At 47.3% G+C, this 24,075-nt stretch carries 21 protein-coding genes; 15 read left to right on the top strand and 6 right to left on the bottom strand.

The genetic code is table 11. The features are described 5' to 3' along the window. Positions 1-32: 32 nt before the first annotated feature. From ACF8OV_RS22165 to ACF8OV_RS22145, 5 genes are all read right to left on the bottom strand, one after another. Complete coding sequence (locus tag ACF8OV_RS22165) at positions 33-935, bottom strand: hydroxymethylglutaryl-CoA lyase (protein ID WP_203504106.1); 903 nt, start codon at positions 933-935, stop codon at positions 33-35. Continuing rightward, positions 932-1,777 (bottom strand): enoyl-CoA hydratase-related protein, encoded by an 846-nt coding sequence (locus tag ACF8OV_RS22160; RefSeq protein ID WP_020835089.1) that lies wholly within the window; start codon positions 1,775-1,777, stop codon positions 932-934. The genes ACF8OV_RS22165 and ACF8OV_RS22160 overlap by 4 nt, the downstream gene beginning before the upstream one ends. Positions 1,778-1,814: 37 nt before the next feature. Then, positions 1,815-3,419, bottom strand: a complete 1,605-nt coding sequence (locus ACF8OV_RS22155; RefSeq protein ID WP_317676253.1) for a carboxyl transferase domain-containing protein — start codon at positions 3,417-3,419, stop codon at positions 1,815-1,817. 34 nt (positions 3,420-3,453) lie between these two features. Next, the gene (locus ACF8OV_RS22150; protein ID WP_005485970.1) at positions 3,454-4,623 is read right to left on the bottom strand and encodes an isovaleryl-CoA dehydrogenase; all 1,170 of its coding nucleotides are present in this window, start codon (positions 4,621-4,623) and stop codon (positions 3,454-3,456) included. A 78-nt stretch (positions 4,624-4,701) separates the two neighbouring features. After that, positions 4,702-5,076 (bottom strand): MerR family DNA-binding transcriptional regulator, encoded by a 375-nt coding sequence (locus tag ACF8OV_RS22145; RefSeq protein WP_025502706.1) that lies wholly within the window; start codon positions 5,074-5,076, stop codon positions 4,702-4,704. Positions 5,077-5,333: 257 nt separating this feature from the next. Between ACF8OV_RS22145 and ACF8OV_RS22140 the strand changes: the two genes are divergently transcribed. From ACF8OV_RS22140 to ACF8OV_RS22075, 14 genes are all read left to right on the top strand, one after another. After that, complete coding sequence (locus ACF8OV_RS22140) at positions 5,334-6,560, top strand: thiolase family protein (RefSeq protein WP_203504104.1); 1,227 nt, start codon at positions 5,334-5,336, stop codon at positions 6,558-6,560. 29 nt (positions 6,561-6,589) lie between these two features. Continuing rightward, positions 6,590-8,083, top strand: a complete 1,494-nt coding sequence (locus tag ACF8OV_RS22135) for a CoA-acylating methylmalonate-semialdehyde dehydrogenase (protein ID WP_203504278.1) — start codon at positions 6,590-6,592, stop codon at positions 8,081-8,083. A gap of 20 nt (positions 8,084-8,103) precedes the next feature. After that, positions 8,104-9,258: an acyl-CoA dehydrogenase family protein gene (locus tag ACF8OV_RS22130; RefSeq protein WP_203504102.1), complete on the top strand. Its 1,155-nt coding sequence runs from the start codon at positions 8,104-8,106 to the stop codon at positions 9,256-9,258. 41 nt (positions 9,259-9,299) lie between these two features. After that, a complete protein-coding gene (locus tag ACF8OV_RS22125) occupies positions 9,300-10,085 on the top strand; it encodes an enoyl-CoA hydratase (protein WP_203504097.1) in 786 nt (261 codons plus the stop codon). 8 nt (positions 10,086-10,093) lie between these two features. Beyond that, positions 10,094-11,230 carry an enoyl-CoA hydratase/isomerase family protein gene (locus tag ACF8OV_RS22120; protein WP_203504094.1) on the top strand — a complete coding sequence of 379 codons (1,137 nt, stop codon included), beginning with the start codon at positions 10,094-10,096 and terminating at the stop codon, positions 11,228-11,230. A 26-nt stretch (positions 11,231-11,256) separates the two neighbouring features. Continuing rightward, on the top strand, positions 11,257-12,159 hold the full coding sequence (gene mmsB, locus ACF8OV_RS22115; RefSeq protein WP_015313074.1) for a 3-hydroxyisobutyrate dehydrogenase: 903 nt from the start codon (positions 11,257-11,259) through the stop codon (positions 12,157-12,159). 74 nt (positions 12,160-12,233) lie between these two features. Continuing rightward, positions 12,234-12,992 carry an SDR family oxidoreductase gene (locus tag ACF8OV_RS22110; protein ID WP_005483376.1) on the top strand — a complete coding sequence of 253 codons (759 nt, stop codon included), beginning with the start codon at positions 12,234-12,236 and terminating at the stop codon, positions 12,990-12,992. 639 nt (positions 12,993-13,631) lie between these two features. Then, positions 13,632-14,513 carry a ubiquinol oxidase subunit II gene (cyoA, locus tag ACF8OV_RS22105; RefSeq protein ID WP_005455699.1) on the top strand — a complete coding sequence of 294 codons (882 nt, stop codon included), beginning with the start codon at positions 13,632-13,634 and terminating at the stop codon, positions 14,511-14,513. Positions 14,514-14,517: 4 nt separating this feature from the next. Further along, positions 14,518-16,554, top strand: coding sequence for a cytochrome o ubiquinol oxidase subunit I (cyoB, locus tag ACF8OV_RS22100; RefSeq protein WP_025499184.1), 2,037 nt, complete (start codon positions 14,518-14,520; stop codon positions 16,552-16,554). Then, entirely contained in the window at positions 16,544-17,146 is a 603-nt protein-coding gene (gene cyoC, locus ACF8OV_RS22095) for a cytochrome o ubiquinol oxidase subunit III (protein WP_203504091.1), read from the top strand. The genes cyoB and cyoC overlap by 11 nt, the downstream gene beginning before the upstream one ends. Then, the gene (gene cyoD / locus ACF8OV_RS22090; protein WP_025532617.1) at positions 17,146-17,457 is read left to right on the top strand and encodes a cytochrome o ubiquinol oxidase subunit IV; all 312 of its coding nucleotides are present in this window, start codon (positions 17,146-17,148) and stop codon (positions 17,455-17,457) included. The genes cyoC and cyoD overlap by 1 nt, the downstream gene beginning before the upstream one ends. Continuing rightward, complete coding sequence (gene cyoE, locus ACF8OV_RS22085; protein WP_195744461.1) at positions 17,418-18,332, top strand: heme o synthase; 915 nt, start codon at positions 17,418-17,420, stop codon at positions 18,330-18,332. Before cyoD ends, cyoE begins: the two co-directional genes overlap by 40 nt. A gap of 576 nt (positions 18,333-18,908) precedes the next feature. After that, positions 18,909-20,012: an NADH:flavin oxidoreductase gene (locus tag ACF8OV_RS22080; protein ID WP_021450780.1), complete on the top strand. Its 1,104-nt coding sequence runs from the start codon at positions 18,909-18,911 to the stop codon at positions 20,010-20,012. A gap of 501 nt (positions 20,013-20,513) precedes the next feature. Continuing rightward, on the top strand, positions 20,514-21,899 hold the full coding sequence (locus ACF8OV_RS22075) for an FAD-binding oxidoreductase (protein WP_025520302.1): 1,386 nt from the start codon (positions 20,514-20,516) through the stop codon (positions 21,897-21,899). An 83-nt stretch (positions 21,900-21,982) separates the two neighbouring features. Here ACF8OV_RS22075 and ACF8OV_RS22070 read toward each other — a convergent pair whose 3' ends face one another. Continuing rightward, positions 21,983-22,918 carry a LysR family transcriptional regulator gene (locus ACF8OV_RS22070; protein WP_025520300.1) on the bottom strand — a complete coding sequence of 312 codons (936 nt, stop codon included), beginning with the start codon at positions 22,916-22,918 and terminating at the stop codon, positions 21,983-21,985. A 118-nt stretch (positions 22,919-23,036) separates the two neighbouring features. Between ACF8OV_RS22070 and ACF8OV_RS22065 the strand changes: the two genes are divergently transcribed. Then, on the top strand, positions 23,037-24,065 hold the full coding sequence (locus ACF8OV_RS22065; RefSeq protein WP_025520297.1) for a DUF1254 domain-containing protein: 1,029 nt from the start codon (positions 23,037-23,039) through the stop codon (positions 24,063-24,065). Positions 24,066-24,075: the final 10 nt, after the last annotated feature.

Raw genomic sequence — 24,075 nt, 5'->3', positions numbered from 1 at the left:
GCGGGTTAGTTGAGCCCGTCACGCAAAGTGCGTTATTCCATTCTATGACGTAATGCCTGTGAAACTTTCGATGTTGGTTGGCGTTGCAGTTCATCGCTTATCATCCATCCTGCTTTGGCTAACAGCTCTAAATCCACGCCAGTTTCAATGCCCAAGCCTTGGCATAAATACAACACGTCTTCTGTAGCAACATTGCCAGATGCACCATGTGCGTACGGACACCCTCCCAATCCTGCGACACTGCTGTCTACCGTGGTGATGCCCATACTTAAGGCTTGGTAGATATTTGCCAGCGCTTGCCCCCATGTATCATGAAAGTGTACGGCTAAACGTTGGTTTGGAATGCTCGCTAGCACCGATTCCAGCATTTCTTTTACACGATTAGGCGTACCGGTTCCGATCGTGTCGCCCAAGGACACCTCGTAGCATCCCAACTCGATCAACGCTTGCGATATGTTGGCTACTTGTGTTGGAGATGTCGCCCCATCGTAAGGGCAATCGACGACGCACGACAGATATCCACGAACTGGAACATGGTATTTATCGGCCTGAACCATTAATGGCTCGAAGCGTTTCAAGCTCTCTGCAATTGAACAGTTTATATTATGCTGGCAAATACCTTCTGAAGCCGAAGTGAAAATGGCGACCTGATTGGCGCCAGCATCTAAGGCTTGCTCTAACCCTTGGAGGTTGGGGGTGAGTGCCGAGTAAGTCACCGAGGCTCTTCGCGTGATATTTTGCATGACTTCTTTGGAATCTGCCATTTGCGGAACCCATTTGGGGGAGACAAATGAGCCTGCTTCGATGTGACTCAAACCCGTGTCAGAAAGCAAATCAATCAGCCGGATTTTAGTGCGAGTCGAAACTGGAGATTCATTTTGAAGCCCATCTCTAGGGCCAACTTCAACAATGTTTACGTTAGTAGGCAGTGTCATTCTTCCTCCGCATCAGGTTGATGGACCCAGCTCGGAGGCCGTTTTTCTAAGAAAGCTTGTAAACCGTCTTGCCCTTGAGGCGATACACGGATATCGGCGATCAATTGGCTGGTGTAGCGGATAAGCTGAGAATCAATGGGATTTTGGTGGCATTGTTCGCACAGTGCTTTCGCTTTTCTCATCGCATCTGGGCTATTGAGTAGCAAAGAAGCGACGACTTCGCTTACGCATGATTCAAGCTCGTCATCTTTTTTCACTTCATGCACGATGCCAAATTGTTGCGCTTTAACCGCAGGGATGACTTCACCACTGAGGATGTAACGACGTGCTTGTCGATTGCCCATCGCACGCATCACGTATGGGGCAATGGTGGCGGGCACCAATCCCAGTTTGACTTCACTCAAGCAAAACTGAGCGGAGTGGCTGGCGATAGCGATATCGCTGCAGCAAATTAGCCCCAATGCGCCACCAAAGGCTGAGCCTTGTACGACAGCGATGGTGGGTTGAGGGAAGGCATCCAACGTTTCCATTAAGCGAGCGAGGCTTTGTGCATCGACTAGGTTTTCTTTTCGGGTACTATTTGCCATCGATTGCATCCAAGCTAAATCCGCACCAGAGGAAAAGTGTTTGCCATTACTGCGCAGCACTAAGCAACGCACATCGGTTCTTAGTGCAAGATAATCTAAGCGATGGATGATCAAATCAATCATGCAGGCATCAAAGGCATTGTGTTTCTTTGTCCGATTCAGCGTCAGCGTTGCAACACCGAATTCGTCAACCTGCCAAAGCACATCATTGTGTCGTTGAGCGTTTGGAACAATGCTTGGTTGTCTTTCCTGCATAATGATTTCCTTGTGAACGTTTATTTCAATTGCACGGTTACATTCTAAAGATGCCAAATTCGCTATCAGGTATTGGCGCGTTGAGCGCGGCCATTAACGCATGTGCAAGCACGTTTCGCGTCTCTTTGGGGTCAATGATGCCGTCGTCCCATAATCTTGCACTGGCAAAGTACGGATGCCCTTGGGTCTCATACAAGTCTATGATCGATTCTTTGAAAGTGTGTTCTTCTTGCTCGGACCATTCTTCGCCGCGACGTTGGTTTATCTCTTTGCGCACCTGAGTCAACACGCCAGCGGCTTGCTCTCCGCCCATTACGGAGATGCGTGCGTTTGGCCACATCCACATCATGGTTGGGTCATACGCTCGCCCGCACATGCCGTAGTTTCCTGCGCCGTAAGATCCACCAATGATCACCGTGAATTTAGGCACATCAGCACACGCTACCGCCATCACCAGTTTGGCACCGTGTTTGGCTATGCCTTCTTCCTCGACCTTTTTGCCGACCATGAATCCGGTGATGTTTTGCAAAAAGAGTAGGGGCGTTTTGCGTTTGGCGCACAGTTCAATAAAGTGCGCGCCTTTTTGTGAGGAGTCAGAAAACAAAATGCCGTTGTTCGCGACAATGCCAATCAACTGACCATGAATGCGCGCAAAACCGCACACCAACGTGCGTCCGTAAAGGGCTTTAAACTCATCGAAATCTGAGTCATCGACGATACGCGCGATGATTTCACGTACATCAAACGACAAACGCAAATTGGCATTCACAATGCCGTACATCTCTTCGGCATCGTAACGTGGAGGTAAGATGGCACTGTCCGATTTCGGCGGCTTTGGACGGTTCGCGTTGGCAATCGCCTCGCGCGCCAAGTCTAAGGCGTGCTCATCGTTTTCGGCATAATAATCTGCCACCCCCGATTTTCGACAATGCACATCTGCGCCGCCGAGTTCTTCGCCAGTCACGATTTCGCCCGTTGCGGCTTTTACCAATGGGGGCCCGGCTAAAAAGATGGTGCCTTGTTCTTTCACCATTATCGACACGTCTGCCATTGCTGGGACATAAGCGCCGCCTGCGGTGCACAGCCCCATAACAACGGCGATTTGAGGAATGCCTTTGGCCGACATTCTGGCTTGGTTGAAGAAGATACGGCCGAAGTGATCTTTATCGGGAAAAACGTCTGATTGATGAGGGAGATTTGCGCCGCCAGAGTCGACAAGGTAGACACACGGTAGTTGGCAACGCTGAGCTATCTCTTGTGCTCGAAGGTGCTTTTTCACGGTGAGAGGATAATAGGTGCCGCCTTTGACCGAAGGATCGTTGGCAATCACCATGCATTGAACTCCTTCGATCATGCCGATGCCAGCCACGACACCCGCGCATGGGATGGACTCATCGTACACTTGCCAAGCGGCGAACTGACCGATTTCAAGGAAGTTGCTGCCATCATCGAGCAAATGTGAAATTCGTTCTCGAACCGGGAGTTTTCCTTTTTGTCGCTGATGAGCAATGGCACGTTCGCCGCCACCGAGTTTGATGGTGGCGATGTCTTTTTGCAGCTTTTCAACCAGCATTTCCATCGCGGCTTGGTTAGAAAGAAACAGCTCGTCAGTTGGCTTGGTTTTGCTTTTTATGATGGCCATGATGACTTCCTTTTCCTAGCGAGTGAATCAGGAGCTAGCGTGATTCCTCAAACAATTCGCGCCCGATGAGCATGCGGCGAATTTCGGAGGTTCCTGCCCCAATTTCATACAGTTTTGCATCACGCAGAAGACGTCCGGTTGCGTACTCATTGATGTAGCCATTACCGCCGAGTAGCTGAATGGCGTCGAGCGCCATTTGTGTTGCCAATTCTGCGCTGTACAAAATCACCCCAGCGGCATCTTTGCGTGTGCATTCACCACGATCACAAGCTGCTGCGACGGTGTAGACGTACGCTTTTGCAGCGTTCATACGTGAGTACATGTCGGCCAATTTGCCCTGCACAAGCTGAAACTCGCCGATGGATTTGCCGAACTGTTTGCGCTCATGCACGTAGGGGACGACGATATCCATACACGCTTGCATAATGCCGAGTGGGCCAGCAGCTAAAACAACGCGCTCGTAATCAAGCCCACTCATCAATACTTCGACGCCACAATTGAGTGCTCCGAGAATGTTTTCTTTAGGTACTTTGCAATTGTTGAAGACGAGCTCAGATGTGTTTGAGCCTCGCATTCCCAACTTATCGAGCTTTTGCGCGTCACTGAATCCGGTAAAACTGCGCTCGACGATAAACGCTGTGATCCCGCGCGATCCCGCATCAGCATCTGTTTTGGCGTACACAACGACCACGTCCGCATCGGGGCCGTTCGTGATCCACATTTTTGTGCCATTGAGTAAGAAGTGGTCGCCTTTGTCTTCGGCTTTTAACTGCATGCTGACGACATCCGAACCCGAATTGACTTCGCTCATCGCCAGAGCGCCTATGTGCGAACCATCAACTAATTTAGGCAGATACTTTTCTCGTTGCGTTGGGGTGCCGTTTCGAAAGATTTGATTTACGCAAAGATTAGAATGCGCGCCGTAGCTGAGTGCGACGGAGGCTGATGCTCGGCTTATCTCTTCCATTGCTACAACGTGGGCGAGGTAGCCCATTTCAGCACCACCATATTCTTCGCTGACGGTCACGCCAAGCAAGCCCATTTCGCCAAGAAGTGGCCATAAATGGCTCGGAAACTGATTGTAATGGTCAATATCGGCGGCAATAGGAGCTATATGCTCACTCGCGAACGCATTGACGTGATCTCGGAGCATATCAATGGTTTCACCGAGCCCGAAATTCAGCGGGATGTAGCTCGTTTTCATAACGTCTCCCTGTTGCAGGTGTGTGACTGTGAAAATCGTGCACTGCTTGAGTGAGGGAAATTTGAGTTAGTGGCGTTGTTACTTTTCGTTGTTTTTTAGTGTTTGAAGGCAGCGTTCTTTTGCTGCATTGAGCTCGCCCATGACGACACCAATGTCATTTAACTGCTGTTGCAACACGGCTTGCTTTTCTTCAATGATATTGAGCATTTTGAGCAGCTGTTCATCAGTTTGTTGCATGTCGTAAAGTTCGAACAGTTCACGTATTTCTGCCAGTGAGAAGCCGAGCCGTTTCCCTCTAAGAATCAGTTTAAGTCGGATTTTGTCCCTACGCTGATAAATGCGCATATTGCCTTTTCGCTCTGGCTCAATCAGGCCGACGTCTTCGTAAAATCGAATACTGCGCGTCGTGATGTCGAACTCTTTGGCGAGATCACTGATTTTGTATTTTTCCATAACACACTTACCTCGAATAAAAATCCAGCTTCTCAAAATCTGACCATGACTGAATAAAAATTAGGTTGTTATCAATGTGTTTCTTCACCTCACTGTAAAGGCTAGTGCTATGCTTACGTAAACGTCAAGAAATCACAGTGCGATAATTTCGTTGCCGGATAAGGGATAGAGCTTCATCGTTTGAGGTGAGAAAACCTGAATAGGCAATTGTGGTGGGTAGTTCGTACGCTGTGATACACCGTTAGGGAACGCGAATCATGGGAAACGACATTTGGATTGTCAGTGCGAAAAGAACGCCAATTGGGCGCTTTCAAGGGCTGTTGCAACCGTACTCCGCACCGCAGTTAGGCGCATTTGCCATAAAGGCCGCGATGAAATCGCTGGGTGAAAACGTACTTTCTGAGACCGTAATTGATGAAGTGTTGATGGGCTGCGTACTACCAGCCGGATGCGGACAAGCGCCGGCTAGACAGGCTGCGCTCGGTGCGGGTTTACCACCCAGTACAGGGTGCACAACCATCAATAAAGTTTGCGGTTCGGGAATGAAAAGCATCATGCTTGCTCATGACTTGATCAAAGCAGGCACCATTCGAACGGCTGTTGCTGGAGGTATGGAAAGCATGACGAACGCGCCCTATTTGTTGAAAGAGGCGCGCAATGGCATGCGATTAGGGCATCACTCCACTTACGATCACATGTTTCTCGATGGATTGCAGGATGCCTACGAAGGGCACTTGATGGGCGTCTATGCTCAGCAAATTGCAGATAGGCTCAAATTCAGCCGTGAGAAAATGGATGAGTGGGCAACCATGTCTGCAAAACGAGCGTTGGAAGCGCAAGAGCGTGGTTTGTTTGATGATGAACTTGCGCCAATTGACATCCGGACAAAAACTGCCACAACCCATCTCGATTATGATGAGCATCCTCGCTCCATCGATCTAGAAAAAATTCCTCAGCTCAAACCCGCTTTCGATAAAAAAGGCTCAGTGACTGCGGCGAACTCCAGTGCCATTTCCGATGGTGCAGCCGCGTTGATTTTGATGGATGAAGAGACGGCGCGCCACCAGAATCTTACCCCGCTTGCCATTATCAAATCGCACGCGACTCATGCGAGAAAGCCGGATGAGTTTACGTTGGCTCCGGTCTACGCCATTGAACAATTGTTGTCGCAAATGGATTGGTCGATTGACGAAATTGATCTTTGGGAAATCAACGAAGCCTTTGCGGTAGTGACACAAATTGCGGTTGCGGAATTAGGGCTTGATTCAAGCAAGGTCAATATTAAAGGCGGAGCTTGTGCGCTCGGGCATCCAATTGGTGCCAGTGGGGCTCGCATTTTGGTCACATTGATCCACAGTTTACGACAGCTACAAGCACTGGGGATTGATGGGGATGCAAGCAACAAGAAAGTGATGCGAGGCGTTGCGTCACTGTGTATTGGCGGTGGCGAGGCGACAGCGATAGGTATCGAGATCCCGCTGTAATTTCTGCACAGTTAACAAAGGAGTAAATGATGACTCGTTTGGTTCCCTTATTTATTGATGGTGAGTTTCGTGAGTCTCAAACCTCAGATTGGGTTGAAGTCACCAATCCCGCCACCAATGACGTAATCGCGTATGTGCCATGTTCGACAAATGCTGAGATGAAAGCGGCCATCGAAAGTGCGCAAACGGCTTTTCAATCTTGGAAAGAGGTGGCGGTATCAGAGCGAGCGCGTTTGATGCTTCGCTATCAGCATCTTTTGAAAGCACATCATGATGAAATCGCGACCTTGCTTTCGCACGAAACTGGCAAAATCTTTGCCGATGCCAAAGGCGATGTTTGGCGCGGCATAGAAGTGGTTGAGCAAGCGGCCAACATTGCCAGCAACCTGATGGGAGAAACGGTCGAAAATGTCGCGACTGAGATCGACAGCTACTCTCTCATCCAGCCTTTGGGTGTGTGCTGCGGCATTACTCCGTTCAACTTTCCTGCCATGATCCCGTTGTGGATGTTTCCCATCGCAATCGCGAGCGGTAACACTTTCGTTCTTAAGCCTTCCGAGCAAGTGCCTTTGACCTCGATTCGCTTAGCTGAGCTTTTTGAAGAGGCGGGAGCGCCAAAAGGTGTGTTGCAGATCGTTCATGGCCGCAAAGAGCAAGTCGATTTCTTGCTTGCTCATCCCGATATTCGCGCGGTGTCTTTCGTCGGCTCAGTGCCTGTCGCGCAGTACATTTACACCACGGGAACTCAATACTTTAAACGCGTACAAGCCTTTTCTGGCGCTAAAAATCACATGGTTGTCATGCCTGATGCTAACAAAGAACACGTCATCAACAACTTGGTTGGGTCGTCGGTTGGTGCTGCAGGGCAACGTTGCATGGCGATTTCAGTCGCGGTGTTTGTTGGCGAGTCAAAAGCCTGGATTGCCGATCTCAAACAAGAAATGGCGAAAATCCATCCCGGCGCTTGGGATGATGAGGATGCAGCGTATGGTCCGTTGATCAGTGAGCAAGCCAAGCAGCGAGTTTTGGGTTTGATTGAGCTAGGCAAACAACAAGGCGCGGTGTGTGAACTTGATGGCAGCCAATGTGAAGTTGAAGGGTTTCCCGATGGTAATTGGGTCGGGCCATCGCTGTTTAGCGGCGTAACGCCGAATATGTCGATTTACACCCAAGAGATTTTTGGCCCAGTTTTGGTCTGCATTGAAGTAGAGACGTTGCAAGAGGCGATCGAGCTCGTCAATCGCAATCCTTACGGTAATGGCACGTCGATATTCACCGCTAATGGCGCGGCTGCACGGAAATATCAGCACGAGATTCAAGTTGGTCAGGTCGGTATCAATGTTCCGATTCCGGTGCCTTTGCCATTCTTCTCCTTCACGGGGTGGAGGGGCAGTTTCTATGGCGATTTGCATGCGTATGGCAAGCAAGCTGTGCGTTTTTACACCGAGACTAAAACGGTAACGGCGAGATGGTTTGATGATGACATCCCAACAGGGCCGAATTTGACCATTCAACTGCGCTAAGTGAACAGCAAGGAGCTTTTATGGACTTTGAACTTAATGAAGATCAACGTGCATTTGCCGATACGGCTCAGCAGTTTTCGTTAGAGCGTTTAGCACCAATGGCCGCAGAGTGGGATGAAAAACAGAACTTTCCTAAAGACGTATTGAGAGAGGCGGGAGAACTGGGTTTTCTCAGCCTCTACACGCCAGAAGCACATGGTGGTTTGGGGTTAAGCCGTTTGGATGCGTCGATTGTTTTTGAGCAGCTCTCCATGGGGTGCACGTCGACGACTGCTTTCATGACCATCCACAATATGGTGAGTTGGATGGTGGCGAGTTTCGCGACCGAAGACGTGAGAGCCAAATATTGTCCTAAACTCGTCACTGGAGAATGGTTGGGTTCGTATTGCTTGACAGAGCCCAATGCGGGTTCGGATGCCGCTTCGTTGACCACAACCGCGAGCAAAAAAGGCAATACGTACGTGTTGAATGGCGGTAAAGCATTTATTTCCGGTGCAGGAGAGACGGATGTTTTGGTCGTGATGGCGCGAACGGGCGAAGCGGGTGCCAAAGGTGTGTCTGCATTTGTTGTTCCTGCTCAAGCTGACGGCATCAGTTATGGGCGAAAAGAGCCCAAAATGGGCTGGAACAGCCAACCAACACGCGCGGTTACGTTTGAAAATGTCATTATTCCCGCAAGTCATTTACTGGGCGAAGAAGGGCAAGGCTTCATATTTGCCATGAAAGGATTGGACGGTGGGCGCATTAATATCGCGACCTGTTCCGTTGGTACGGCGCAACAAGCTCTGAATCAAGCTACGCAATATATGCAGGAGCGAAAACAGTTCGGAAAATCGTTAGCGCAATTTCAGGCGCTGCAATTCAAGTTAGCGGACATGGCGACGGAGCTTGTCGCAGCACGGCAATTGGTGCGTTATGCCGCCAGCAAACTCGATCGAGGCGATCCCGATGCGACGACGTACTGCGCGATGGCGAAACGCTTTGCAACCGACATCGGTTTTCAAATTTGCGACCAAGCGTTGCAGATCTACGGCGGTTACGGGTACATAAAAGAGTACCCCATGGAGCGTTATTTCCGTGACGTTCGCGTACATCAAATTCTTGAGGGCACTAATGAAATCATGCGTCTGATCATTGCGCGTCGTCTGCTCTCAGAAACGTCAGCGTTGCTCTAACAAGCTATCGGGTCTACGCCATCAAAAGGGGAAGTCATATTATGCCATCAATGCCAAAAGCCATTGAGCACACCATTCAAAATCACGTCGCAATGATTACGATGAATAATCCCCCCGCGAACACGTGGACGGCAGATAGCCTTCACGCTTTAAAAGTGTTGGTGTGCACGCTTAACCAAAATAAAGACGTTTATGCCTTGGTCATTACTGGTAGTGGTGACAAGTTTTTCTCGGCAGGTGCGGATCTCAATTTGTTTGCTGATGGTGACAAAGCACGCGCGTTAGAGATGGCGCGCTGCTTTGGTGAAGCGTTTGAAACCCTCTCCGAGTTTCGAGGTGTATCTATTGCTGCCATTAGTGGTTATGCCATGGGGGGAGGGTTAGAAGTGGCGTTGGCGTGTGATATTCGAGTGGTCGAAGAGCAAGCCATACTCGCGCTGCCAGAAGCGAAAGTTGGGCTGCTTCCTTGCGCTGGTGGCACACAAAACCTCACCGCGCTTATTGGCGAAGGATGGGCCAAACGCATGATTCTTTGCGGCGAACAAATCAGCGCCTCTCTGGCAAAAGAGCTAGGCTTAGCGGAGGAGTTAGTGCCAAAAGGAGCAGCCTTAAGTAAAGCGATTGCGATGGCTGAGTCGGTTGCAAATCAATCGCCTTCTTCGGTCGCCGCGTGCAAAATTTTGATTCAAAACATGCGCTCTGCGCCACTCAAACACGGCTTAATGAAAGAGCGTGAATTATTCCTCGATTTATTTGATACAGAAGATCAAACCGAAGGCGTACGCGCCTTTCTTGAAAAGCGTCCACCTAACTGGAAGAACCAATAGGAGGCTTCATGGTAGGAACGGTCACCATTACAGAAATGGATTGTGTCGATGGCGTACATCGCATCGGCGTCGCGACGTTGGATAACACGCCATCACTGAACGCATTGACGTTCGATATGTTGCTTCAACTTCACGATCAATTGATCAAATGGCAACATGATCCGCACGTGGTTTGTGTGGTGTTAAGTGGTGCGGGAGAAAAAGCATTCTGTGCTGGCGGGGATGTGCGGGCGATGTATCGCGTCATGCACAATGAGAGTAAAGAAGCGACCGTAGAATTTTGCACAAAATACTTTGCGTTGGAATACGAGTGTGACTACTTAATCCATACCTACAATAAACCCATCATTGGATGGGGTGAAGGCATCGTGATGGGTGGTGGCATGGGGCTGTTTATGGGCACAAGCCACAAGGTTGTTACGCCAATATCGCGTTTAGCCATGCCAGAAATCAACATCGGTCTATATCCAGACGTAGGTGGTACTTGGTTCCTTAGTCAAATCGATCCCGAAGTGGGTTTATTTCTTGGCTTGACCGGTGCGCTCGTTAATTCGAGTGACGCTGTCACTACTGGTCTGGCGGATTGGCTGTTGCTGGAAGAGCAATATCCCACTTTGTTAAAAGAGCTACAAAAAGTGCCATGGGGGACTTCTGGTGCGAAGGAACTGGTTAGTGCGCTGTTGGCGTTGTTGGAAGAACAAATCATCGACAGCAAACCAACCACGCAAATCTGCCCTCATATCGAGCAAATCAAAGAAGCTTGCAAAGGCGTAGACCTAAACCTCATTGCTCAACGCATTATGGCGATGGAAGACAGCAACCCGTGGATTGCAGGTGCGAAAGAAACATTTTCGTCAGGCAGCCCGATTACTGCTCATATCTGCTTTCGACAAGTTAAAGAATATCACCGCTTACCGCTTGCAGACTGCTTCCGATTGGAGCTGAGCCTGTCGGTTCGTTGTGCGCTCTTAGGGGAATTTGAAGAGGGCGTTCGCGCTCGCCTTATCGACCGAGATGGTGAGCCAAACTGGATGTTTAAAACGGTCAGTGAAGTCGATGAAGATGTCATCGACTTATTGTTTACCTCGCTTTGGTCCGACGATGAACACCCGCTCGCCAAGCTCGGTGAACAGCCGCTAGGTTAGCCGTTAGGTCAATAAGGAGAATAATCATGAGTACCATCGCATTTATTGGGTTGGGTCGAATGGGGAATCCAATGGCGCAGAACTTGTTAGCGTCAGGGTTTAACGTGCAAATATTTGACGTAGATGTGGAAGCCGCAAAACAACTGGTGCCATTTGGGGCAGTGGTTGCGAGCTCGCTCGAAGAAGTGGTGGATGGTGCAAGCACTGTGATCACCATGCTTCCTGCGGGGTCTCACGTTCGGTCGGTGTATTTGGGGGACTTACACGGGGGCGTTGGCGTGATGAACCTTGTCGCACCGAATACGCTATTGATTGACTGTTCGACGATCGATCCCGATTCAGCAAGATTGGTTGCCAATGAAGCGGCAAACAAGCGTTTGTTGTTTGTCGACGCACCGGTTTCGGGTGGCGTCGCGGGAGCTAAAGCGGCAACGTTGACGTTCATTGTCGGTGGCTCGGATGAGGCATTCTCAAAAGCGAACGCCATTTTGCAGTACATGGGGAAAAACGTTTTTCATGCGGGTAAAGCTGGCGATGGGCAGATGGCTAAAATCTGTAATAACCTCATGCTGGGTATTTTGATGTCAGGCACGTGTGAGGCGCTGAACTTAGGCATTGATCATGGGCTCGATCCAAAAGTCTTGTCCAACATCATGCTGCAAAGCTCAGGACGAAACTGGGCGTTAGAGCTTTATAATCCATGCCCGGGCGTGATGGATAGCGCGCCAGCCAGCCATGATTATCAACCGGGCTTTATGAGTAAGCTGATGCTAAAGGATTTAGGTTTGGGATTAGATGCCGCATTGCAAACCCATTCCTCGGTGCCTATGGGGGCGTTGGCGCGTAACCTCTATGCATTCCATAACTCGAGCGGTCATGGCGAACTCGATTTCTCAAGTCTGTTTGAATTCTATAAGAACAACAAATGACCATGTGCTGGGAGCAATAAGCTCCCAGTTTCGATATTTCGTGTCTGAGCATCGACAAGTTTGGGAGAGCAAATATGGACATAAAAAATAGCGTTATTGCGATTACAGGTGCAGGGCAGGGGCTGGGCCAAATGATGGCGATTACCCTCGCTCAATCCGGAGCTGATTTGGCTTTGCTCGATGTGAATGAAACCGGTTTACGAGAGACACAATCACAATGTCAGATGTTAAGTGCGAAAGCGTTCACTTATCCGGTTGATGTGACAAATGAATCGGATGTGGAAGCGACATTTGACGCCATTCTTCAAGATTTCGGTCAGCTTAATGGACTCATCAACAATGCGGGAGTGCTGCGAGATGGTTTGCTTGTAAAAGCCAAAGATGGCGTTATCAACAAAATGTCTTTGGAGCAGTTTAATCTCGTCATGAATGTCAATGTCACGGGAACATTTCTGTGTGGGCGTGAGGCTGCTGTAAAAATGATTGAAAGTGGCTCACAAGGGGTCATCATCAATATCTCCAGCGTTGCGAGAGCCGGGAATATTGGTCAAACCAACTATTCCGCCTCCAAAGCGGCGGTCGCTACCATGGCAACAACGTGGGCACGCGAGCTTGCTAGGTATGGCATTCGAGCCGCTGCGATTGCGCCAGGGGTTGTACATACGGCGATGGCTGATCAAATGAAGCCAGAGGCGATCGAACGTCTAGAAAAGATGATTCCGGTAGGGAGAATGGGGGAAGCGAGTGAAATCGCTCATGCCGTCAAATACATTCTTGAGAGTGATTACTTCACCGGCCGCGTGCTTGAGGTAGATGGCGGAATCCGAATGTAAACGCTTTTTTCAGAGAATGACTCCCTCAGGGATGCATATTTGTCTGCTTAGTGACGAGTCGCATTGAGGGCAGGCTCTGTTTTCTTTTTTAATATCAACACACACATTCACGTAATAAATAAAATTCGTGCCATATTTAATTAAGAATAAATACCATTCAAATATTGCGTGAAATCATTAGTTTGATGTTGGTCACAATTCTTTGGTTTGATTTTTAATCATCTTATAACTATCACCGGATTTATGATCAATTCATCCGTCCGTTCTTTCCTGTCTATCTAACACCTTATTAAATATGGCTTTTACTCTGTGGTACGTCAATTTTGCGCAAGAGTTTTAGCTGGTGGTTTACATACCTAAATTTCATTATTGGAAGGTTAGTTTCCAGTTGTGACTAATGAGCTTTAACTTTTTACTCCTCATAATGCGCCAAATGTAACATTGTGTTTCAAAGTGTAACATTAAACTCACACTGTAAGTGTGGTTTTAACCACGCTGCAATCCCGTTTGATACTCGATGATCCCAATGTTGCACATGCTCAACACATAAACATTCTAATGACTATAACAACTGGTTCTTAGCTTGATACCGAACGTAATGGCATTTGCTTTGAAACCAGACAACCATCGAGAAAGTTAATGGAAGCCTCAAGATATAAACGCATCTTGTCGAGGGGGAGTTTGGCGTGCGTCATACTTTTGCTCTCAGGATGTAATTCTGCTTTGCTTGACCCGAAAGGTGCTATTGGTGTCCAAGAAAAAGAGCTGATCATCACCGCTCTTTTGCTGATGTTAATCGTCGTGATCCCTGTGATTCTGATGACGATTTACTTCGCTTATCGATACCGAGCAAGTAACACCGACGAAGAGTACGCACCCGAATGGTCGCACTCGACCAAAATCGAAGTGGTGGTATGGACAATTCCCATCATCATTATCGCCATTCTTGCCACCATCACTTGGCGTTCTACCCACGAACTAGAGCCATCCAAACCTCTGGTGAGTGATGTCAAACCGATGACGATTGAAGTGGTCTCGCTTGATTGGAAATGGCTGTTCATCTATCCGGAAGAAAACATCGCAACGGTAAACTACGTGGCGTTTCCGAAAGATGTGCCTGTGACCTTTAAGCTGACGTCAGACAACATCATGAACGCGTTTTTTATCCCGCGTTTGGGTACTCAGATTTACGCGATGCCAGGCATGGTGACTAAGTTGAATCTGATCGCTAACCACGAAGGGGACTACAAGGGCTTTGCGTCGAACTACAGTGGCGAAGGTTTTTCGCAGATGAAGTTCACCGCATCGGCAATGCCGGATCGCGCGGCATTCCTAAATTGGGTGCAAAAAGTGAAAGCAAGCCCTGATCGAATCGAAGATTGGGAGCAATACAGCTCGCTGGCTGAGCCAAGCGTTGCTGCGCCTGTCACTCTGTTCTCAAGTGTTCCTCCGTTTCTGTTCAGCAACGTCGTGACCCAACATCCGGGTTCCATGAACTGTTTGCCTGAAAACCAAGGATAATCACATGTTTGGAAGATTAACTCTGGATTCAATTCCATATCACGAGCCGATCATCATCATCACGCTGGCTATCGTCGCGTTGGTGGGATTAGCCGTGGTGGTTGCCGTAACCAAAGCTGGAAAATGGCAATACCTATGGAATGAATGGTTTACTTCGGTAGACCACAAAAAACTTGGCTTCATGTACATCGCTGTGGCGATGCTGATGCTTGTACGTGGCTTTGCGGACGCGGTGATGATGCGTAGCCAGCAGCTACTTTCCTCTGCGGGTGAAGCAGGCTATTTGCCGCCGCATCACTACGACCAAATTTTTACCGCGCACGGCGTAATCATGATTTTCTTCGTTGCGATGCCGCTCGTGATTGGTCTGATGAACATTATCGTACCGCTGCAAATCGGCGCGCGTGACGTGGCGTTCCCGTACCTGAATAACTTAAGCTTCTGGCTGTTTGTGGTTGGTGTAATCCTGACGAACATGTCGCTAGGTTTAGGTGAATTTGGCCGCACCGGTTGGTTGGCGTATCCGCCGCTGTCTGGCATTGAAGCAAGTCCGGGCGTCGGGGTCGACTATTGGATTTGGGCGTTGCAGATATCTGGTGTCGGCACCACGCTAACGGGTGTGAACTTCTTCGCCACCATTTTGCGTATGCGCACACCGTCAATGCCTATGATGAAGATGCCAGTTTTCACTTGGGCGTCGCTATGTGCCAACATTCTGATCATCATTTCGTTCCCAATTCTGACTGTCACCATCGCACTACTGACGCTCGACCGTTACTTGGGCATGCACTTCTTTACCAATGATCTTGGCGGCAACGTAATGATGTACGTCAACCTGATTTGGGCATGGGGCCACCCAGAAGTGTACATCTTGGTACTACCTATCTTTGGCGTGTTCTCAGAAGTGACGGCAACTTTCTCGCGTAAAAAGCTATTTGGTTACACCTCACTGGTGTGGGCGACGATTGTCATCACTGTTTTGGCGTTCGTGGTTTGGCTGCATCACTTCTTTACCATGGGTTCTGGCGCGAACGTGAATGCCTTCTTCGGCATCGCCACGATGATCATTTCTATCCCAACTGGGGTGAAGATCTTTAACTGGCTATTCACCATGTACAAAGGCCGCATTCGCTTTACCACACCGATGATGTGGACGGTAGGTTTCCTAATTACCTTCACCGTTGGTGGTATGACGGGCGTGCTGATGGCGGTGCCGGGTGCGGATTTCGTTCTGCATAACTCTGTATTCCTAATCGCACACTTTCATAACGTGATTATCGGTGGTGTGGTGTTCGGTTGTTTTGCGGCGATCACGTACTGGTTCCCGAAAGCGACCGGTTTCACCATGAATGAAACTTGGGGCAAACGCGCATTCTATCTGTGGATTGTCGGTTTCTTGATGGCGTTCCTGCCGCTTTACGCGCTGGGTTTTATGGGGATGACCCGTCGTCTGAGCCAAGACATCAACCCGGAATACTTCCCGCTATTGGCTGTTGCGGCGGCGGGCACGGTTGTGATCGCTCTGGGCGTATTGTCTCAGTTCATCCAAATCTACGTGAGTATTCGTGACCGCGAGCAAAACCGTGACCTAACGGGTGATCCGTGGGGCGGCCGTACATTGGAATGGGCAACGTCTTCACCTCCGCCGTTCTACAACTTTGCTCATCTGCCAAAAGGCGACGTACTGGACGCGTTCTGGTATCAAAAACAAAGTGGCGAGTTCGACCCAATGAAAGAAATGGAATACGAACGCATCCATATGCCGAAGAACACGGCAACGGGTATTTATGTGTCGGCTTGGGCGTTGGTCTTTGGCTTTGCGATGATCTGGTACATCTGGTGGCTAGCGGCAGCAAGTTTGGTGGGTATTGTTGTGACGTGTATTCAACACAGCTACAACGATGACGTGGACTACTACGTTGAAGTGGAAGAGATCAAGGCGATCGAAGCTGCTCGCCGAGCTCAGCTAGAAGAAGCGAAGAAAGGAACCGTGAAAGACAACGAAAACAGCGATGATCTGGAGGTGACCTATGCAAACTAATGTCGCAGCTCATCATGACCACGATCACCACCATGATACGAATGGCAACAAGCTGTTTGGTTTCTGGGTTTACCTGATGAGTGACTGCGTATTGTTTGCGACTTTGTTCGCGACATACGCTGTGCTGTCTAGCAACTCAATTGCTGGTCCTACTGGTAAAGAGATTTTCGAACTGCCGTTCGTGTTTGTCGAAACCATGCTGCTGCTATTTAGTAGTATCACTTTCGGTTTTGGCATTATCGCGATGAAACGCCACGACGTGGCGGGTCTCAAGCGTTGGATGTTAGTGACCTTTGCGCTAGGTCTTGGCTTTATCTGCATGGAAGTCTACGAGTTCCATCACCTGATTAAAGAAGGCTATGGCCCGCAGACCAGCGCGTTCCTATCGGCATTCTTTACGCTGGTTGGCACGCACGGCTTGCATGTGACCTTTGGTCTGATTTGGTTGGCAGTGGCTTATCACCAGCTTTCGACTAAAGGTCTGAACGACAACATGGCGATGCGTTTTAACTGCTTGAGCCTGTTCTGGCACTTCCTAGACATTATTTGGATTTGTGTCTTTACCATCGTTTACTTAATGGGGGTGATGTAATGGGCCAACATGTTGAAACCAGCTCGTCGGATTACGTAAAAGGCTTCGTTGCGTCGCTGATCTTAACGGTGATTCCGTTCTACTTCGTCTGGGCGCAAACCTTGCCAGCGAGCACCACCTACGTTGTGATGTTTACTTGTGCTTTGGTGCAGATCTTTGTGCACTTCAGGTACTTCCTACACATGGAAGCGAAAACGTCAGATGGGCGTTGGAACTTGGTGTCATTGATGTTTACCGCCATTGTTGTGCTGATCCTGATCGCTGGTTCAATCTGGATTATCTACAACATGAACGTCAACATGAAGTTGTAGGCACGGGTATGCTGAAAAGTTATTTGTCTATCACCAAACCGGGCATTATTTTCGGCAACCTGATCTCAGTTGCGGCGGGGTTCTTCCTCGCCGCTAAATCAGAACCGGCGAGCCTGACGTTGTTTTTAACAACCTTGGCTGGCGTGGGGCTGGTGATTGCTTCAGGTTGTGTGGTGAACAATATTTTTGACCGCGATATCGACCAAAAGATGGCGCGGACAAAAAATCGTGAGACCGTAAAAGGGAACATCAATATCGATGTCGCCTTTGTCTATGCTTTGGCGATGTTACTGGTGGGAACGGCGCTGCTGTTCCAATTAGTTAATCCGCTTTCTGCGGTCGTGGTGCTGCTCGGTTACGTCTACTACGTGTTCTTCTACACTATGTGGTACAAACGCAACTCAGTATACGGCACTCTTGTTGGCAGTATCTCTGGCGCCGTGCCACCATTAGTGGGCTACTTGGCGGTGACCAACTTCATCAGCTTAGAAGCGATTTTGCTGTTTACCATGTTCTGCTTATGGCAAATGCCGCACTCCTACGCGATTGCGATGTTCCGTATGCAAGACTATCGAGAAGCGGGGATTCCGGTTTTACCCGTTAAAGAGGGTATTCATAAAGCGCACCGACACATGAAAGCATATGTGGTGGCCTTTGGCGCAGTATCGTTGGGATTATTTTTACTTGGTGAAGCTGGGTATGAATACTTAGCGGTTGCGGCTGTCGTTTGCTTTATGTGGACGAAAGTAACCTTTCGCAGTATTGACGACAGTAATTACGTCGCGTGGTCAAAATCAGTATTTAAAGTCTCGCTGCTGGTGGTGATGGGAATAAGTGGTGTGCTTGGCGTCGAGTTGATACCTCTTGCTCTTTAGCTTCAGGCTAATCTCTTTAGATAAAATCAAAGCTTACCTCCCTGCAAATATAAGAATGGTCTTACTTTACAGTAAGGCCATTTTACTTTTATGAGTTTTTCGCGTTACAGACCTTTTGGAACCCCCTCCAGTTTTGCCATCACGTATTCATATCTAGCCATGATAGAAAAAGTAAAAACGACCAGTGTGTATAACATAGTGGAACGAACGACTTCATCAGACGTGTGATAATACCAGCACATAGCAACATTGAACTTTGCGACGAGAAGGTTTTATATGAATTACAGCTCAGTGAAATTTTAAAGTTGGGGGGGGGGACTAATAAGAGTCAGACAGATGTTTAATTTCATTGGGATGAGTTCCTTGAACATCATCCACTTTAGAAGCAGTAATCCCACCAAACCTTAACCCAGATTAAAGTTTTGTCCTCCCCAAAACAGTAAGGTGCGCCTTGTTGATGTTAAGTCTCAAGGATTCAGAGAAGGAACAGCCATGCATTATGTATCGCTGTTCCTTTTTCGTTCTTGTTGATTTACAAACGCGTCAAACAATAAAAACGAATTAAGAGGACTGGTTTTGAGTATTTTGTTTTCCGAAGCCCGCATTGGCAACATGACCCTAAAGAACCGCTTTGTGCGTAGTGCAACGTGGGAAAATATGGCGACTGAAGATGGCCACATGACGGCAAAGCTGTACGATATTTACGAAGAGCTTGCTAAAGGTGAAGTCGGGTTAATCGTCACAGGTTACGCCAATATCGTTGAAGAAGAAAAGCCCAACGCAGGGATGATGGGTATTTACAATGACTCTTTCATCGGAGAATACAAAAAACTCACAGAACTGGTTCATCAGTACGATTCTAAAATTGTGATGCAAATTGCTTATGGCGGTACTAAAACCACCTATAACGTCGGTGAGCGCGTGATCTTTGCTCCGAGTGATGTGCCTGAGCGCGGCACGAATACTCAAGGCAAAGCGATGACGAAGGATGAAATCGACTACATCGTAAAAGCATTTGCATTAGCGAGTAAACGAGCTCAAGAAGCCGGTTTTGACGGTGTCGAGATTCATGCCGCGCACACTTACTTAATCAACCAGTTTTTAAGCCCGTACTACAACCGACGCGAAGACGAATACGGAGGCAGCTTAGATAATCGTATGCGTTTGCTTTTGGAAATTTATTCTGAAACCAGAATGTTGGTGGGGGATGCGTTTCCAATTCTTGTGAAGCTGACCGCGACAGAATTTTTTGACGGCGGTTTAACATTCGATGAAACACGCATCGTATGTAAGAAACTCGAAGAAGTGGGCGTTGATGCGATCATCGTCTCCGGCAACATTCACGGCAAAGCAAACGAACTTGTCGGTGAAAGATTCGATGGTTACACACTGCAAGAAGAAGGCTATTTTCACGAATACGGGCAAGTGATCAGTCAAGATATTCATACCCCCGTGATTACGGTTGGCGGGTTACGCGATATTGATGCGATCGAGAACATTGCAGAGAATACCAACATCCAGTTTTTTGCTGTTTCACGTCCTCTACTCGCTGAGCCACAGTTGATTAAACGTTGGAAAGAAGGCAATCGCGCACCAGTAGATTGTGAGCGTTGCTCTAAATGCCGAACTAAGCGCGGTAACTTCTGTGTGGTATATAAGAACCGAAACCGCCGCAGTTAGTGAGTTTACATAACCAATGAAGAAGCCTCCTCGTATCTAAGGAGGCTTTGTTTTTATGGCCGTCTTACCGTAAACACTCGACAGCTGAGTTTGGTTTGGCTTTTCTCATCAACTAAGTCCTATCGATTTTTTAATTCCATCTCATTGATAAAAAATGGGAATAATATTAATCGTCAAAAATATCAATAATAAGACAGTGTTTCATAGATGAAACTCAATGGCGTTCTAAACTTTAAGCGTTTTTATTTCAAACTAGGCACGAGGGTAAGGTAAAGGATCTGCAATATTGAACGCTCAATGGATTGCCGATTCTGCACTTTAGGTTTCCAAGCTTGTGCCGGAAGTGAATGATGACGCTCGAATGCGGTTTGTGTTGATGCGTGTGTTGTTTACTAGAAAATGACTACTAAAACGTCACGTTTAACAGTGAGGAAGCTTGTACAAGCTCGTAGTTGCATCACTTTTTACAAGCGCTCATGTAAAACGTGAGAGGCAACTAATATGAAGAGTTTAGAAAACACAACCATTGAACATTTCAAAAGTCACTTTCAAGGTGACGTCGTTTTACCTACCGATTCTAATTACGATGAAGTTCGCCAAATCTGGAATGGCATGATTGATCGCAAGCCAAGTTTGATTGCTCGCTGTAAGTCGACAGATGACGTTGTGATGGCGGTTAACTTTGCGCGAGACAATGGTCAGCTACTTTCTGTACGAGGTGGGGGACACAATATTGCGGGCAACGCTGTCTGTGATAATGGGGTCATGATCGACCTGTCGCTCCTTACCCAAGTCCGAGTCGATGAAAATGCCAAGAGAGCGTTTGTTGAGCCGGGCTGTACCTTAGGCGACTTAGACGAAGCAACTCAAAAATACGGGTTAGCGACCCCGGTAGGAATTAACTCTACCACTGGTATTGCTGGTCTTACTTTAGGTGGTGGTTTTGGTTGGTTGAGCCGTAAATACGGTATGACGATAGATAACTTAGTCTCTGCTAACGTCGTTACTGCCGACGGACGCCAATTGCTTGCCAGTGAAACAGAAAATGAGGATCTTTTCTGGGCGCTGCGCGGAGGCGGCGGTAATTTTGGCATTGTTACGCAGTTTGAATTCCAATTGCATCCCGTTGGCCCTGAAGTACTGAGTGGTTTGATTGTCTTCCCGTTTGATCAAGCTAAATCGATCATCACGCAGTTTGCAAAATTCACCGAATCTGCACCAGAAGAGTTAAGTGTGTGGATGGTGAGTCGTAAAGCACCGCCACTCCCATTCTTACCTGAAAGCGTTCACGGTAAAGAAGTTGTCGTACTGGCGATATGTTATGCAGGCGACCCATCCGAGGGTGAAAAGCTTATTGCTCCACTCAGAGATTTTGGTGACGCACATGGTGAGCATGTTGGCGTACAACCATTTGCTGCATGGCAACAAGCGTTTGATCCCTTGCTTACTCCGGGCGCACGTAACTATTGGAAATCGCATAACTTTAACTCGCTAAGCGAAGGTGTCATTGATGCGGCGATAGAATACGCAGGGAAGTTGCCATCGCCTCAATGCGAGATTTTTATCGCCTCTCTTGGCTGCGCGGCATCTAGACCAGAACCTGAATCTATGGCTTATTCTAGCCGTGACGCTAATTACGTATTAAATGTGCACGGGAGATGGGACTCCGCAGAAGATGATCAAGCTTGTATCGCGTGGGCGAGAGACTTTTTTGCCAAAACCAAACCGTATGCCAGTGGCGGTGCGTACATTAATTTCTTAACGCAAGATGAAGCCGAACGTACTGAATCCGCCTATGGCCCAACGTATGCGCGCTTGCAAGAAGTGAAGAAGAAGTTTGATCCAAACAACTTGTTCAGAATGAATCAGAACATCAAGCCAGAGTGAGTTCAACGTTAGTCTACTTTCGTCAGTTTAGTCACTATGGCTCCATAATCTTATGGAGCCATTTCTAGTTAACTTATTGAATTTTATTGGGTGTTTATTGCTTTTTTAAGTGATGAGATAACAAGTTTGCTCAATTTGCCAGATGCTAATGTGTTTGAATAAAACAGACCCAACGTCATTGATGGCAGATGATTATTAATATCGAAGCTAGTTTTTAACTTTACATGTTCGTGCTCTTGAACTGCTTTCTGAGCAAACAAGTGGTTGACTGGCATCAATGCGTTTGAGTCTTTTAAAGTTGATAAACATAAGTTCGCATTATCGCTGCGAAGAACAATGTTTGATCTCAATTTTAACTTATGCAGCGTGTGCTCTATTTTACTATTTTTAGTCGTGAAATTTGGAATTACAGATACAACTAAAGGGAAGCGAGAAATATCTTCTAAACACACCAACTGTTGGCTTAGCGGGTGATCTTTTCTAGCTATAAAATTGAAGCTAACTGGTAACAAGGGTTCGCGAACAAGATCTTTAGAAACATCGATAGGATGGTAGTTGATACCGATATGAATTTTGGTGTTGAGTATTTGTTGTTCAGTAGATTCGGACCAATTCACGATGCGAATCGTTGCACTCGGGAAGTCATTTTTTAATTGTAGATATATCGTCTCTGACAGAGCGAAATACATCGCGGAGCTAATAGCGATGCTTAACTCTCCTGCATAGTCTTTAGTCAAGAGCTGACTTGAGTCCGAGTAGACATTCTCCAACTCTGTAAGTAGAGGACCTATTTTTGATACTAAATCTGAACATTTTTCAGTAGGTACAAATCCGTCTCGTGAGCGAACAAATAAAGGGTCATTTAACTGTTCTCGTAATTTTCTCAAACCTTTACTAATTGCAGATTGAGTAACAAAAAGCCTTTCTGCTGTTTTCGATGTGCTTTGTTCATCATACAAGGTAACGAGTAAGATAAGTAAATTTAAGTCTTTGTCTATAAATGATTTTTCGTTTAGCAACTGAATTCCCTTTTGGAATTGGTGTGTTGAAAATAAGTCCCTTATGGAATTCTATGATTTGAGCTAATGTAGGTCAACGAACATTAACGAAGTCATTTCTGTATGAGGATTAAAAGTTATGGGTAAATTTATAAAGAAAAAAGATATCTGGTCACTTTCACTATGTACGTTAGCCATTTTAGGTACAAGTCAAGTTCTTGCTGACACGTTAGTGCCCGTAACAGAGAAAAACTATGAGTTTGCAGAATCAGATCTAGCTTTTAAAAATATAACCAAGCTAGTTGGATCTAATCAATGGTTTCATTTTCCTGGCTTAACTCCTCTGGACAACCAAACCGTTGTTCGTATGAATCGTGACACAATTTACTCTGGTTATGTGGCTGATTTATCACAAGGAGGAAGTATCACTATTCCCGATGTAGGTAAACGTTATATTTCCATTATGGTCGTCCAAAACGATCATTATATAGACCAAGTGTTTTCCAAACCTGGGACGCATAAAATTGATAGTCAAACTGACTTTGCAATGATTGTTGCTAGAGTGCAAATTGACCCGAATGATCCAAAAGATTTAAAGCGTGTGAAGGATATCCAAAGCAAGCTTAAAGTCACGACGGGATCGAAAAAAGAACATGTGATGCCAAATTACGACATGCAGCAATTAGTAGCTCTTAGAGAGAAGTTGACTCAAGAGGGGGCTAAGTTAGGCAACCAGAAAAATATGCAAGGTGCTCACGGAAAAGTTAATCCAAGGATGCACATGTATGGCACAGCGATCGGTTGGGGAATGCTACCTGATTCAGAGGCTCAATATTTTTCTTACTACAGTAAGGGAGATGTTGCGAATCCTAAAAATTGCTCACAAGCAACTTATCAAGCGCCCGATATAAGAGGTAACGGTTTTTACTCGCTAACGGTTTATAACAAGCAAGGTTATATTGCTTTCGATAAGGCTGTGCTGAATAAAAATAATATTGAGTACAACGACGATGGATCTTTTACTGTGAATTACGGCAATTGCCCCAAAACAGCAAAGAATGTAATGCCTGTAGAGCAAGACTGGGATGTGATGATGCGCATTTATAAACCGAACCTTGTGAAAACTGCATCTTATGAGCTCCCTAAGCCCAAAGTAGTTTCTAAATAATTTGCTCTGA

It is taken from the genome of Vibrio sp. GLN_1, assembly GCF_043106015.1.
In the GTDB taxonomy this organism is placed as follows: domain Bacteria; phylum Pseudomonadota; class Gammaproteobacteria; order Enterobacterales; family Vibrionaceae; genus Vibrio; species Vibrio parahaemolyticus.
Note: the sequence above shows the minus strand (reverse complement) of the source record. Positions and strands in the feature narration are given on the sequence as shown.